This window comes from Mesorhizobium sp. P2_H9, assembly GCF_056403215.1.
In genome coordinates this window covers 254,750-267,528 of record NZ_JBFUFX010000007.1, presented here as the reverse complement: position 1 = coordinate 267,528, position 12,779 = coordinate 254,750, and the positions used below count along the sequence as shown (strand labels likewise).

Sequence of the window (12,779 nt, the reverse complement as noted above, 5' to 3'; positions counted from 1 at the left end):
ATGCAAAAGCTCGACGCCATCACGCTTTCGGTCCTCCAGGCGGCCCTGCAGCAGGTCTGCGACGAGATGGACCTGACCTTTTCCCGCGCCGCCTTCTCGCCTGTCATCGCCGAAGCCAATGACCGCTCTGACGGCATCTATTCCGCCGTCGATGGTTCGCTGATCGCGCAAGGCAGCCAGGGCCTGCCGGTATTCGTCGGCGTCATGCAGTATTCGACCAAAACGGTGATCGAAATGATCGCCGACGGACGCTGCCTGCCGCCGGAACCGGGCGACATTTACATCGTCAACGATCCCTATCTCGGCGGCACGCATCTGATGGATGTGCGCTTCGCCATGCCGGTCTACCGGAACGGCAAGATATTTTGCTGGCTGTCGAACACCGGCCACTGGCCCGACATTGGCGGCTCGGTGCCGGGCGGCTTCTCGGCTTCGGCGACGGCGGTCGAGCAGGAAGGGCTGCGGCTGCCGCCGGTCAAGCTGTTCAAGAAGGGCGTGCTCGATCCCGAGATCTACGCGATCATCTGCTCGAACATCCGCGTCGCCGACCAACGCATTGGCGATATCCGTGCGCAGGCGGCGGCGCTGCTGATCGGCCAGGACAGGCTCAATGGAATCCTGGACCGTTACGGTGACGAAACGGTTGTCGAAGCGATCGCCGAACTGCGCCGCCGCGCCGCCGAACAGATGCGCGCCAACATCTCAGCCATTCCCGACGGCACTTACCATTCCAAGGCATTCGTCGATTCCGACGGGGTGGTGAACGAGCCGCTGACCATCGCGCTGGCGATCGAAAAGCGGGGCGACACGCTGAGCTTCGATTTCACCGGCTCGTCAAAGCCTTGCGCCGGGCCGATGAACAGCGTGCTGGCGACGACCTTATCCTCGGTCTATCTCGCCATGCGTCATATTTTCCCCGACGTGCCGATCAGCGCCGGCGCTTTCGAGCCGCTGATCGTCAAGCGGCCGGAAGGCACGTTCCTCGATGCCAAATATCCGCGCCCCGTATCCGGCTGTGCGGCCGAGGTTTCGCAGCGCATCGCCGAGGCGGTGTTCGCGGCCATGGTGCAAGCGCTGCCGGACAAGGTGACGGCGGCACCCGCCGGCTCCAGCGGCAATTTCGCGCTCGGCGGCAACGACCCAGCGCGCGGCCGCGATTATGTGATGTACCAGATCTCCGGCGGCGGCTATGGCGGCAATGCCGGCCATGACGGCCTGACCAATGGCTGCTCGACCATCGGCATTTCCAAGTCGCCGCCGGTCGAGATCATGGAGCAGGCGTTTCCGGTGCTCTATCGCCACTACGCCTTGCGCGAAGGTTCCGGCGGCGCCGGCAAGCATCGCGGCGGTTTTGGTCTCGCATATGAGGTGGAGATCCTGCGCGGTGACGCCCGCGCCTCCTTCGTCATGGATCACGGCCGTTTCGGCCCGCAAGGCGCGCTCGGCGGCAAGGATGGCGCGGTCAACACGGTGACCGTGTTCCGTGGCGGCGAGGAACATGTACCGCCGCATCTCTCCAAGGAACAGGACATCGCGCTGAAGGCCGGCGACCGGGTGCGCGTCGGCACGCCAGGTGGCGGCGGTTATGGCGACCCGTTCGAACGCGACGCCGATCTGGTGCTGCGGGATGTGGCCCTGGGTTACTATACGGTCGAGCAGGCTACGAAGATGTTCGGGTGGTCACCGACGCACAAAGGGTAGACGCGCGACGAACGCAGTCCTTGCGAGCCAGGACCGAGCGCCGCCGGGCAAAGCTGACGGCCGCACCTACAAATTCGCCTTCAGAGCGTCAGCAAATTTCTGCGCGATCTTCTTGAACCCTGCTGGACCCGGATGAAGCTCGTTGGCCCAGTCGGCTGGTTTCAGCGTTCCTTGTGTATCGACCAGATGGAATTTGTTGCGAGGCTCATCCGCAAGGCGTTTCACGAGATTCCGGAACGCCGCCAGCGTGTCATGGACGATGACCGTGCCTTGCGCGACCGACCAGTTGCAGAAATCGAGCGACGGTTTCAGCCACGGACCGACACAAGACGGATGCGACCCATTCGGGATCGGAAAGTCGTAGCAATGGCCGAAGATCGGCACGCCAGGCGCCACCCGGTCGCGCAATGCGAAGAGATCGAGATAGCAGGCCTCGACCATGCCGAGCGCCTTGGTGAACCGGTCCTTGTTGAGCCCGGCGGCATGGCCGTCATTGAAGTCGAGGAAAATGCAGAACTGGTCGCCGGCAATGTCGTTGCCGCCGGCCGAGAACAGGATGGCGTCGGGCTTGCCGTCCAGCCAGTTCGCCTTGTTGCGCAAGGCTGAAATCATCCGTTGCTGCTTGGGCAGCGAGATCTCGTCGGTCGCCGCATCGCCATGATGCGCAAGGTTCAGGATCGTCGGCGGCATCGAGCCGATCCGACGCAGTTGCGCGATCACATCGGTGTCGACAAGCGGAAATCCGTTTCCGGTCAACGGGTAGTCAAACCAGGAATCGCCCTGCGCCAGCATCACCAGCGGGCGGTTGGAGACGGCGGCCGCGAGATTGCCGGCGCTTTCCCTTGCGGTTGCCAGCCGCTCGATGTTGGCCTGGTGGACGCGGATGCGCTTGGCGATGTCTTCATCGATGCGCCGCTGCGCGGCTTCCTGCACGAATTCCTGCTGGTCCATCCCAAGTCCCTCCCACGACCGTCTGCGACAGGCCCAGCATCTGCCGATGCACATGATCGATCTGTAATTTAGATTACGTTGAGATTTGCTGCGCCGGGATCGCCGCAGAGCATGTCGTTTCCGTCTCCGTGGAGCCCGTAAAAGACCATAGACTTCTCCGCTCAACGGAGATTCAGGAACATGCGTCTTTTCGGTCGTTTCGCGCTTGCCGCTTCCGCCGCCCTGGCTGTCGCCACGGGTGCAGCTTGCGCCCAAGACAATGAGCTCAAGCTCGGCACCGAAGGCGCCTATCCGCCCTTCAACTACGCCAATGCCGACGGCACGCTGGGTGGCTTCGACATCGACCTCGGCAAGGCATTGTGCGCCGAAATGAAGACCGAATGTGAATTCGTCGTGCAGGATTTCGATGGCTCGATCCCGGCACTGCAGGCCGGCAAGTTCGACGCGATCATCAACATCACCATCACGCCGGAACGCGCCGAGAAGGTGGATTTCACCCACAAGTATTACCAGACGCCGCCGGCCATCGCCGTGCCGAAGGATTCGACCATCGCCGGCACGTCGCCGGACGATCTGAAAGGCAAGGTGCTGGGCGTGCAGAGCGCGACCATCCACCAGAATTTCGCCGAGCAGAAGTACAGCGGCTCGACGATCAAGGCCTACCCGACCGGCGACGACGCCCGCGCCGACATGGTCAATGGCCGCCTCGACGCGGTGATGGACGGCTCGATCATCCTGACCGAATGGCTGAAGAAGCCCGATGGCGCCTGCTGCAAATTGCTCGGCACCTTGAGCCCGGACCCAGCCATCCATGGTCCCGGCGTCGGCATCGCGCTGCAGAAGGGCAACAAGGAGCTGACCGACAAGCTCAATGCCGCGATCGACGCGCTGCGCGCCAACGGCAAATACAAGGAAATCAACGACAAATATTTTTCGTTCGACGTCTACGGGGGTTAATCCCTTCACCGATCCGACATCGGCAGTGCCGCCCGGCGCTGCCGATTTTTCATGAATGATGGAGAACTTTCTTGGCCGAGCGACGCTCTCCTTTCTACAACAGCATCGTCGGGCTCGGCGCCACCATGGGCCGGGTCGGCGGCGATTTCGTCTCGGCCAAATATTATTCTGGCATTGCCGACGAGCACCTGAACACGCGGAAAAATGTCGGCGTCCAGGATCTCAGCACCATGGGCAAGATGGACATCAAGGGGCCGGAGGCCGAGGCGCTGGTCAATCATGTCATCGTCAACGACGCCGCCGCGATGAAGCCGGGACAGGTGCGCTATTCCACCGTGTGCCGCGACGATGGCGGAATCATGGACGACCTCACCGTGTTCCGGCTGGCGCCCGAACATTTCATGCTGGTGACCGGCTCGGTCAATCGACTGAAGATGCTGCCCTGGTTGCTGCATCATGCGGAGCGCCGCAAGGCCTACGTGACCGACATCACTGCGGCCATCGCCTTCCCGACGATCCAGGGGCCGCGCTCGCGGGCGTTGCTGAAGGCGCTGGTGCAGGACGCCGACCTGGACGGGCTGAAACGCTGGGCGTTCACATCAGGGCGCATCGGCGAGACGAAGGTGCTGATTTCGCGCACCGGCGTGACCGGCGAGCTCGGCTTCGAGCTGTTCGTGCCCGCAGACGAGGCCACTGCGATCTGGGACGCACTGATGCGGGCCGGCCGGGATTTTGGTCTCAAGCCTATGGCGTGCTGGCGATGTTCACGCTTGGGCTGGAAAAGGCCTATCCGGCGCATGGCATCGACATGGACGAGAGCCGCACGCCGTTTCATGTCGGGCTCGACCGCTGGATCAAGTTCGATAAGGGCGATTTCATCGGCCGCGAAGCTTTGCTCAAGCTCCGCGACAAAGGCCTCGACGAACGCTGGACCGGATTGATCCTCGACGGCAGCACGCCAGCTGCGATGAATGCGCGGGTTCTGGCCGATGGCGAGGATGCCGGCGTCGTCACCTATAGCGATCACGGCTATTCGCTGGGAAAGGTGCTGGCGACCGCGCATCTGAGGCTGCCGTTCACCGCGATCGGCACCGAGCTGAGCATCGACATCGACAGCACGCCGACACGCGCGGTGGTGGCGCCGATACCGTTCTTCGATCCTGAAGGGGCGCGGCTGCGAGCTTGGACAGCAGCTTCATGAAGGTGGCGGCCTCCTTGGCGGAGAGCGGCGCAAGCGTTTCCTCGGTGATGGCGCGGGCCAGCGGAATCAGTCGCTCGATGGCGTCGCGACCCTCGGCGGTCAGGTTGACCAGCAGGCGCCTTTTGTCGACCTCGTGCTTGGTGAGGTCGACCAAGCCACGCGCCTTCAGCCTGTCGATGACGCCCTTCACCGTCGCCGCGTCCATGGCGATCAGCGTGCCGAGCTGGTTCTGCGAGGTCTCACCGACGTCGTGCAATTTGGCCAGAGCGGCGAATTGCGGCGGCGTCAGATCGGCGATACGCGCGGCAAAGATCGAAACATGGCGCTGGTGCGCCTTGCGCAGGATGAAGCCGACCTGCTCCTGCAAGCGGTAGTCATGCTCGTCAGGCTCTTCGGCCTCGACCAGTTTCAGCAGATTGTCCCCGCCGCTCATCGCAAACCGTCCCAAGCCTTGATGTCGCCAACCGCCAGTCCACCCATGCGGTCATGCACGCGCGGGCCGCAGCTCATGGCCAGGCAGAACAGGATCTCGTCGGGACGAGGCCCGTCGCTGAGTCCGACCTCCATGGCGTCGAAATGGCTGCGCACATAAGCGGCGTTGGTGTGGCCGAGCGGCACGTCGAGCCGCGAGCCGAAGGCGCCGACCTTGGTTGCTGACGGCACGATCGCCTTGGCGCCGCCGAGCCGCTCACGCATGGCGTAGCCGCCCGGCACATGCCACAGCGCGCCATGCTCGAGTTCACCTGACGAGCCGACGATCGTGCCCTTGCCGTAGCCGTCGATCTGTTTCACGTCGCCGCCCAATGCGGCAATGAGCTTGTCCGTGAGCAGCAGGCCAAGCGGCTTCAGATCGTCCATGGCGCTCTGCAACTCTTCCACGTAGCGGCCGGCGAACGGGTTTTTCACCAGCGCCACAGCGGCGGCGCGTCGGTGCGGCGCCGCGGCGACCGGCCCGCCATCGTGAAAGATCTCTTCGGTCAGAACCGCGATCTTGCGGATCGGAAACTCAGGCATGGGCAACTTCCTTCCCTGGACTTTTGTTGGACGCGGCAAGCGCCATAGAACCACTGATGCGGGCCTCACCGCCCAGAAACAGCGCCGATGCGGCAATCAGGCCGCGTCGACGAAAATCTTCGGCGACAGCAAGGCCATTGTCCAGCGCCCGCGCCACCTCGCCAAATGCAAGCGTGCCGACGGCTTGTGTCACCAACCGCGCGCCGAGATCGCTGTCGGGCGACAGTTCCTGTGCGGGAATGCGCTTGATGGCAGGATTGCCGGGCAGGTCTACGGCGTTGGCAATGAGCGTCGCCGCCGCATCGGCCTCGGCGCCAGTCCGCGCCAGCACAGTGACGGCGTCGGCAATGCCGAGCGAAAACGACCGGCCACGCCAACCGCTGGTGGCGACGCCGTGCACACCGTCTTCGGAGCGAATGGTGATGCGGTCCGCCATACCGTTGCCGGTGCCGGCGATCGCCAGGTTCACTGACTGGCCCTTGCCGATATGGAGAGCGCTGTCGCCGCCATTGTTGACATAGGCGCGATCGAGCTTGCGACCGGCAAGCAGTGCGGCAAGCATTTCGTCGGCTACCGATCCGGCGACGGCGGCCATCGGCGTTATGAAGCCTTCCGCCAGGGGCATGACGGCTGCTTCCATGCGGCGCGCCGTCGGACCGTCAAAGGCGCGTGGCGCCAGGAAGAATGCCGGGAGGCGCAATTCGGGAAGCTCCTTGACCAACTCGACCAGGATCGTCTGGAAGCGCTCGACGGCCTGGGCATAGGCGGCACGACACTCATCCGCCTCGCCGAAGGCCTCGACGATCAGGTCGATCGGCCCATGGTTGAGATGCAGCCGCTTGCCGTCCTGCAGCCAATGCACTTGCGGACCTTGCATCACCCGGCCCCGTTCGAGCCGGTGCGGCGCAACTGCGCCAGCGGCGGCCACGGGTTCTGCGCTGCCGCACCCGCGCCGCGGCGCGGGTTGAGGTACTCGCCGCCCTTGGCGACAATGTCGTCGACACTGCGGATCTCGGCCTCGTAACCGCCGAGCCTGATATAGTCGTCGCGACGCAAGGTGAACTCGATCGGCGCCACCAGCGCTGGGGTCGGGACATAGCCGAAAGCGCCTTCCGGTACGCGGGTGACGTCGACCATCAGGGTGATGCCGCCGCCCGGCCAGACATAGACGGGGGCGCCGCCGACGGTCACGTAGGTCTTCAGGTCTTGCACCGAGCGGGTGAGGTTGACCGGGTTTTCGGTGACGCCGGCGCGCAGCGAGCCGCCGGCGCCGCCGATGAACAACACCGTGCACAGTGCCGGCTCGCAATTGTCCTCAATCAGCCCGACCGATTTCTGCAGCCGCTCCGGAAACGGCTTTTCGACCGGCTTCAACTCGTCGTCGAGCTCGTAATACGCAAACTGCTCGCCGGTGGTCGACACCATCAGCAGCGACAAGCCAGGATGCGCGCCTTTCTTGGAATTCCATTCACCGAGGATCGACAGCGGGTCGGAAATCGAGGTGCCACCCCAGCCGAGGCCTGGCTCGGAGACCTTGAAATAACGGCCGGGCGTCGAACGGCGGCCAATGATCTTGATGCCGGTATCCTGCCAGCCGAGAACCTTGCCCGCCTGATGCTCGGAGACGACGCCGGTGATGTGGTCGTCGACCACCACCACCTCGTCGACCAGGCCGCGCCATTGGGTGGCGAACATGCCGATGGTGGCCGAGCCGCAGCCGACGCGCATGCGGTGTTCGACCTTGCCGTCGATGACAGGTGGTTTGCCGGCTTCGACGATGATGGTCGCACCGCCATCGATGACAAGTTCGACCGGCTTGCGGTTGCACAGATTGAGCAGCGCATCGCAAGTGGCGCGTCCCTCAGGCTTGGAGCCGCCGGTCAAATGATGCACACCGCCCAGCGACAGCATCTGTGAGCCGTATTCGCCGGTGGTGACATGGCCGATGGCCTCGCCCTGGGCACGGACGATGGCGGTCTCCGGACCAAGGTGGCGGTCGGTGTCGATCTTCACCTTGACGCCGCAATAGGAGAAGATGCCCTCGGTGACCACGGTCACCAGATCGACGCCTTCGACTTCCTGGCTGACGATGAAGGGAGCCGGCTTGTAGTCGGGATAGGTGGTGCCCGCGCCTATTGCCGTAACGAAACGGCGGCCGGTGTTGACCAGTTCGCCGTCCCACTCCTCACCGTCGGCGACGAAGGGCACAACCGCGCCACCGGTTTCGGCGGCGTGGTCGAGGATGGTCAGCGGATCCATGCGCACGATGCGGCCGCCGACATTGCCGTAGCGGTCGCAGGCGCCGGTGTGGCCATCGGCGATGTAGCACATGACCGGACAGGCATCGCAGCGGATCTTTTCCGCCACCTGCTTTTCGCCGGGATCGTGGGTTTCGAAACGTTCGGCAAGCTCGCTCATGGGCGTGCCTCCTTTTCCCGTATGGCGGCGCGAATGCGCGTCGGCGTCGCCGGAACCTTGGTGACCAGCACGCCGGTGGCGTGGCGGATGGCGTTGAGGATAGCCGGCGCCGTCGGGATCAGCACATGCTCGCCCAGCCCCTTGGCGCCAAAGGGTCCCTCCGGATCGGGAACTTCGATCAGGATGGTCTCGATCGGCGGCACGTCGCCGATGGTCGGGATCAGATAGTCGTGCAGATTCTCGGTGCGGCCGGGGATGTATTCCTCCATCAGCGCCATGCCGATGCCTTGCGCGATGCCGCCCTCGATCTGGCCCTCGACCAGCAGCGGATTGATCGCCTTGCCGACATCGTGCGCGGCGGTGATCTTGATCAGCTTGACCGTGCCGAGCTTGAGATCGACCTCGAGTTCGGCGATCTGGGCGCCGTAGCCATAGAGGGCATAGGGTTTGCCCTGGCCCTTGGCATCTAGCGGCAGGGTCGGCGGATCATAAGTTTCCTCAGCGCGGAAGACGAAGCCGCCGGCATCGACATCAAGCGCGGCCAGGTCGATGCGGCGGGTGGCCTCGCCCTCGCGGATGACGATTGCCGGCCCGTCGAGATGCAGGGACGCTTTCTCCGACACATTGGCAAAGCGCAGGATGGTTTCGCGCAAGGCGCGGCCGGCCTTTTCGGCGGCCTTGCCGGTGACAAAAGTCTGGCGCGAGGCCGATGTTTTGCCGGCGTCGGGGCTGATCGCAGTGTCGGCGCTCTTCAGCCGGAACTTGTCCAGCGGCAGTCCAAGCGCGTCGGCGCAGATCTGGGTTATGACGGTGTTGGAGCCCTGGCCGATGTCGACGGCGCCCTGATGCAGGATGACCTCGCCTTCGGGCGAGATGCCGACCCTGATGGTCGACGGATTGGGCAGCGAGGTGTTGCCGCAGCCATACCAGCAGGACGCGACGCCGACGCCGCGCTTTTGCTTCTCATTGGCAGCATTGAAGGCTGCGGCATCGGCAAGCGCGCGCGCCCAATGCGGCTGCAGCGCTTCGAGGCACTCGGCGATGCCGACGCCCGACTCCAGTTTCTGGCCGGTAACCGTTTCGGAGCCGTTACGAAGGCAATTGTTCAGCCGAAACGCCAGCCGATCCAGCCCAAGCTTTTCGGCCAGTTCGTCATAAAGAGTTTCCTGCATGATCGTCGCCTGCGGCACGCCGAAGCCACGGAAGGCGCCGGAGATCGGACCATGCGTGTGGATGGCACGGCCCTCGGCGCGATAATTCGGCGTCGCATAAGGACCGGAGGCATGCACGGGAACGCGGTTGGCGACCGTCGGCCCCCAACTGGCATAGGCGCCGGTGTTGAAATCGCCGGCGAAGATCATGCCGGTGACAAGGCCATCCGCATCGACGCCAATGGTCGCCTTCATCTCAGCGGGATGGCGCTTGGTGGTCGAGATCATCGATTCATTGCGGGTGTAGGTGAGTGCCGCCGGCCTTCCGGTCTTCAGCGCCACCAGGCCGACGAGAGGCTGCAGCGAAACATCGAGTTTCGAGCCAAAGCCGCCGCCGGTGGCGGTCGGGACAATGCGCACCTTGTCGACGGAGAGGCCGAGCACCTTTGCCGTGTCGTCGCGGTCCATATAGGGCGCCTGCGTGCAGGCGACGACGACCAGCGTGTCGCCATCCATATAGGCGTAGCCGGCTTCCGGCTCGATATAGGCGTGTTCGACATAGGCGGTGTCGATGGCACCGGAGACGGTGACGACGGCACTGGCTAGCGCCGCGTCGGGATCGCCGCGTTCGACAAAGCCGGAGGTGAGCAGGTTTGCCGGCCGGTGGTCGTGGATCGGCTTCGCGCCGCCGGCCTGTGCTTCACCGGGCTGCAGGAAATGCGGTCGTTCGGTCCAGGAAACAGGAAAGTCTGAAAGGTCGAGATCGAGCATGGCCTCGCGCTCGCCGGCAACCAGCGCCACCGCCTCGCCGCGGAAGCGCGCGAACCCTTCGGCGAGAGCGGGCTGGTCGGCGAACGGGCCGATGACGCCAAAGCAGTTCTTTCCCGGGATATCTGCCGCGGTGAAGACACCGACGATGCCAGGATGATTTCTAGCCCAAGATCCGAGATCGCCGAAGGTGAACCCGGCATGATAGTGCGGCGAGCGGACCACCAGCACCGACAGCGCATCCCCCGGGAAGGAATCGCCGCCGAATTTTTCGCCGCCGGTGACTTTTGGGTGGCCATCGAGGCGGATCGGCGAGGAGCCGACGGCATGGCCCGACTGCGGCATGCGGTGGTCAAGGCCATTGGCGTGGCGCGATGCGTCCATGACCGCGGCAATGATCTTGCGGTAGCCGGTGCAGCGGCAAAGGACGCCACCCAGCGCATCCTGGGTCTCGGCCTCGGTCGGGAAGGGTTTCTCGTCCAGAAGTGCTGTCGCGGCGACCAGCAGGCCGGGCGTGCAGATGCCGCACTGCGCCGCGCCATGCTCGAGGAACGAGGCCTGCAGCGCCGACAGCCGGCCATTGGCGAGGCCCTCGACGGTTGTCACGGTCGCCCCGGCCACGGAGGCTGCCGGTACCAGGCAGGCGCAGACAGGATTGCCGTCGACCAGCACGGTGCAGGCGCCGCAATCGCCGGCGTCGCAGCCGACCTTGGTGCCGGTCAAATGCAATTCATCACGCAGCACCGAGGAGAGACGGCGGACCGGCGGCACGCAGACGGAAACTGCGGCGCCGTTGACCTCGAAGGCGATGTCGGCGCGTACCATCATGCCGCCACCTTGTCGCCGGTAGCGTGGCCGACAGCAGCAAGCACGGCGCGGGCGACGATCTCGCGTGCAGCATCCTGCCGGTATTCGGCGCTGCCGCGCACATCACCGATCGGCGCAAGCTCGTCCATCGACGCGGCCAGCACAGCATCGGCGAGTGCGTGGTTGGCAGGGTGGCCGCGCAAGGCGGCCTCGACGCCCGCAAGGCGTTTGGCGACGGCCGAACAGGAACCGACCGCGACGGCCGCTTCGCTGACGATGCCGTCTTTCACAACCACACGCGCGGCCACCATGGCGATGGAGATGACGAGATAGCGCCGGGCGCCGAGCTTGACGAAAGCCGACGTGCCCAAGCCTGCCTGTTTCGCCACGCGGATGGCGGTGACCATTTCGCCGGGCTGCAGTTCGGTGCGGCGGTTGCCGAGGATGAATTTTGCCAGCGGCAAAGTACGGGTTGCCACTGCGGATCGCAAATCGATCTCGGCATCGAGCACAAGCAAGGGCGGCACACCGTCGGCGGCCGGAGAGGCATTGCAGAGATTGCCGGCCATGGAGGCGGCATTCTGGATCTGCACCGAGCCCACCTCCCGCGCCGCCTGCTTCAGCGCATCGAAGGCCGGCGGCAAGGGATGGCGGACGAGATCGGTCCAGGTGGTGCGCGCACCGATCGTCCAATGGGTCTCGGCTTCAGTGATACCGCGCAACGCCGCGAGGCCATTGATGTCGAGGACGTTGTCGCGAAACGGCTTGGCGCCTTGCGCCGGATAGAAATCGGTGCCGCCGGCAAGGATACGCCACGGCGCTTCGCCAAGCAGAGCGAGCGCTTCGTCGACAGTGGTGGGTTTCGCGTAACGGATCACGCTTTGCCTTCCAAAACAAAGGGCCTTCCAGAAAAGGGGCTTTCCCGAGGAAACCTGCCAGCGTCCGAGCCAGTCAAATTCATTCGTATGCAAATGATATCAAGCCGGCAGGAATTGTCAAAGCCAGAGTTTGCGCAGCTGTCGGCATCAATGCCGCGGACAAGCATTTGTTATGCCGTTGGCGGTTGACGCCGCCGCCCATCTGGTCAAGTTTCTGCATCCGGTCGCATCAGCGGCATTTCTTCACTGGAGCCTGAGACAAAAGAGGGAGGCCCCATGGCCGACGAAGCGCTTGTTGTCATCGACTTGCAGAACGATTTTTGCCCGGGCGGCGCGCTGGCAGTCGCCGGCGGCGACGAGATCGTGCCGCTGGTCAACGATTTGATCCGGCGCACCGAGCATGTCGTGCTGACGCAGGACTGGCACCCCGCGGGACATTCGAGCTTCGCCTCCAGCCATCCCGGCAAGCAGCCTTTCGAGGCGATCGACATGCCCTACGGCCCGCAGACGCTGTGGCCGGACCATTGCATCCAGGGCAGTCTTGGGTCGGATTTCCATTCGGGCCTCGCCTGGACCAAGGCTGAACTGGTGATCCGCAAGGGCTTCCGCCCGGCCATCGACAGCTATTCGGCCTTCTTCGAGAACGACCGCACGACGCCGACCGGGCTTGCCGGCTATCTCAAGGAGCGCGGAGTCGATAGCGTGACCCTGGTCGGCCTGGCGACCGACTTCTGCGTCGCCTTTTCGGCGCTCGACGCGGTCAAACACGGTTTTGCGACCACGGTGCGGCTCGACGCCTGTCGCGGTATCAATCTCAACGGCTCGGTCGAGACGATGCTGAAGCGAATGCGCGAAGCCGGCGTAAGCCTTGAAGACCACGCATCGGACTGACAGACCATGAATGCGGTGCGGGCGACAGCTTTGACGGCAGGC

At 64.3% G+C, this 12,779-nt stretch carries 11 protein-coding genes and 1 pseudogene; 5 read left to right on the top strand and 7 right to left on the bottom strand.

Annotated features, from left to right (window positions below):
• Positions 1–1,701 carry a hydantoinase B/oxoprolinase family protein gene (locus AC1DXN_RS15525; protein WP_477274434.1) on the top strand — a complete coding sequence of 567 codons (1,701 nt, stop codon included), beginning with the start codon at positions 1–3 and terminating at the stop codon, positions 1,699–1,701.
• A gap of 66 nt (positions 1,702–1,767) precedes the next feature.
• Here the strand turns inward: AC1DXN_RS15525 and AC1DXN_RS15520 are convergent, their stop codons facing one another.
• Positions 1,768–2,652 carry an SGNH/GDSL hydrolase family protein gene (locus AC1DXN_RS15520; RefSeq protein ID WP_477274432.1) on the bottom strand — a complete coding sequence of 295 codons (885 nt, stop codon included), beginning with the start codon at positions 2,650–2,652 and terminating at the stop codon, positions 1,768–1,770.
• A 180-nt stretch (positions 2,653–2,832) separates the two neighbouring features.
• On the opposite strand from AC1DXN_RS15520, the gene AC1DXN_RS15515 reads away from it, so the two are divergent.
• The 3 genes from AC1DXN_RS15515 to AC1DXN_RS15505 all read left to right on the top strand — a co-directional run bounded on the left by AC1DXN_RS15515 (position 2,833) and on the right by AC1DXN_RS15505 (position 4,810).
• A complete protein-coding gene (locus AC1DXN_RS15515; RefSeq protein ID WP_477274430.1) occupies positions 2,833–3,609 on the top strand; it encodes an ABC transporter substrate-binding protein in 777 nt (258 codons plus the stop codon).
• A gap of 71 nt (positions 3,610–3,680) precedes the next feature.
• Complete coding sequence (locus tag AC1DXN_RS15510) at positions 3,681–4,550, top strand: aminomethyl transferase family protein (protein ID WP_477274428.1); 870 nt, start codon at positions 3,681–3,683, stop codon at positions 4,548–4,550.
• Positions 4,551–4,576: 26 nt separating this feature from the next.
• Positions 4,577–4,810 carry a glycine cleavage T C-terminal barrel domain-containing protein gene (locus tag AC1DXN_RS15505; RefSeq protein WP_477274506.1) on the top strand — a complete coding sequence of 78 codons (234 nt, stop codon included), beginning with the start codon at positions 4,577–4,579 and terminating at the stop codon, positions 4,808–4,810.
• On the opposite strand, the pseudogene AC1DXN_RS15500 reads toward AC1DXN_RS15505, so the two are convergent.
• The 6 genes and pseudogenes from AC1DXN_RS15500 to AC1DXN_RS15475 form a co-directional block, all read right to left on the bottom strand.
• Positions 4,785–5,243 (bottom strand): annotated as a pseudogene (locus tag AC1DXN_RS15500) (MarR family winged helix-turn-helix transcriptional regulator); the annotation flags it as partial. The gene AC1DXN_RS15505 and the pseudogene AC1DXN_RS15500 overlap by 26 nt on opposite strands.
• Positions 5,240–5,824 (bottom strand): amino acid synthesis family protein, encoded by a 585-nt coding sequence (locus AC1DXN_RS15495; RefSeq protein WP_477274426.1) that lies wholly within the window; start codon positions 5,822–5,824, stop codon positions 5,240–5,242. The gene AC1DXN_RS15495 and the pseudogene AC1DXN_RS15500, both read right to left, overlap by 4 nt.
• Complete coding sequence (locus tag AC1DXN_RS15490) at positions 5,817–6,701, bottom strand: UPF0280 family protein (protein WP_477274425.1); 885 nt, start codon at positions 6,699–6,701, stop codon at positions 5,817–5,819. Before AC1DXN_RS15490 ends, AC1DXN_RS15495 begins: the two co-directional genes overlap by 8 nt.
• On the bottom strand, positions 6,701–8,242 hold the full coding sequence (locus tag AC1DXN_RS15485) for a 6-hydroxynicotinate reductase (RefSeq protein ID WP_477274423.1): 1,542 nt from the start codon (positions 8,240–8,242) through the stop codon (positions 6,701–6,703). The genes AC1DXN_RS15490 and AC1DXN_RS15485 overlap by 1 nt, the downstream gene beginning before the upstream one ends.
• Positions 8,239–10,986 (bottom strand): molybdopterin-dependent oxidoreductase, encoded by a 2,748-nt coding sequence (locus AC1DXN_RS15480; protein WP_477274504.1) that lies wholly within the window; start codon positions 10,984–10,986, stop codon positions 8,239–8,241. The genes AC1DXN_RS15485 and AC1DXN_RS15480 overlap by 4 nt, the downstream gene beginning before the upstream one ends.
• Complete coding sequence (locus AC1DXN_RS15475) at positions 10,986–11,846, bottom strand: FAD binding domain-containing protein (protein ID WP_477274421.1); 861 nt, start codon at positions 11,844–11,846, stop codon at positions 10,986–10,988. The genes AC1DXN_RS15480 and AC1DXN_RS15475 overlap by 1 nt, the downstream gene beginning before the upstream one ends.
• 276 nt (positions 11,847–12,122) lie before the next feature.
• Between AC1DXN_RS15475 and pncA the strand changes: the two genes are divergently transcribed.
• The gene (gene pncA, locus AC1DXN_RS15470; protein ID WP_477274419.1) at positions 12,123–12,737 is read left to right on the top strand and encodes a bifunctional nicotinamidase/pyrazinamidase; all 615 of its coding nucleotides are present in this window, start codon (positions 12,123–12,125) and stop codon (positions 12,735–12,737) included.
• Positions 12,738–12,779: the final 42 nt, after the last annotated feature.

Bases quoted from the DNA above. Each gene is read 5' to 3' on its own strand.
- AC1DXN_RS15525 (WP_477274434.1), top strand. From the start codon at position 1: ATGCAAAAGCTCGACGCCATCACGCTTTCGGTCCTCCAGGCGGCCCTG.
- AC1DXN_RS15520 (WP_477274432.1), bottom strand. From the start codon at position 2,652: ATGGACCAGCAGGAATTCGTGCAGGAAGCCGCGCAGCGGCGCATCGAT.
- AC1DXN_RS15515 (WP_477274430.1), top strand. From the start codon at position 2,833: ATGCGTCTTTTCGGTCGTTTCGCGCTTGCCGCTTCCGCCGCCCTGGCT.
- AC1DXN_RS15505 (WP_477274506.1), top strand. From the start codon at position 4,577: ATGAATGCGCGGGTTCTGGCCGATGGCGAGGATGCCGGCGTCGTCACC.
- AC1DXN_RS15495 (WP_477274426.1), bottom strand. From the start codon at position 5,824: ATGCCTGAGTTTCCGATCCGCAAGATCGCGGTTCTGACCGAAGAGATC.
- AC1DXN_RS15490 (WP_477274425.1), bottom strand. From the start codon at position 6,701: ATGCAAGGTCCGCAAGTGCATTGGCTGCAGGACGGCAAGCGGCTGCAT.
- AC1DXN_RS15485 (WP_477274423.1), bottom strand. From the start codon at position 8,242: ATGAGCGAGCTTGCCGAACGTTTCGAAACCCACGATCCCGGCGAAAAG.
- AC1DXN_RS15480 (WP_477274504.1), bottom strand. From the start codon at position 10,986: ATGGTACGCGCCGACATCGCCTTCGAGGTCAACGGCGCCGCAGTTTCC.
- pncA (WP_477274419.1), top strand. From the start codon at position 12,123: ATGGCCGACGAAGCGCTTGTTGTCATCGACTTGCAGAACGATTTTTGC.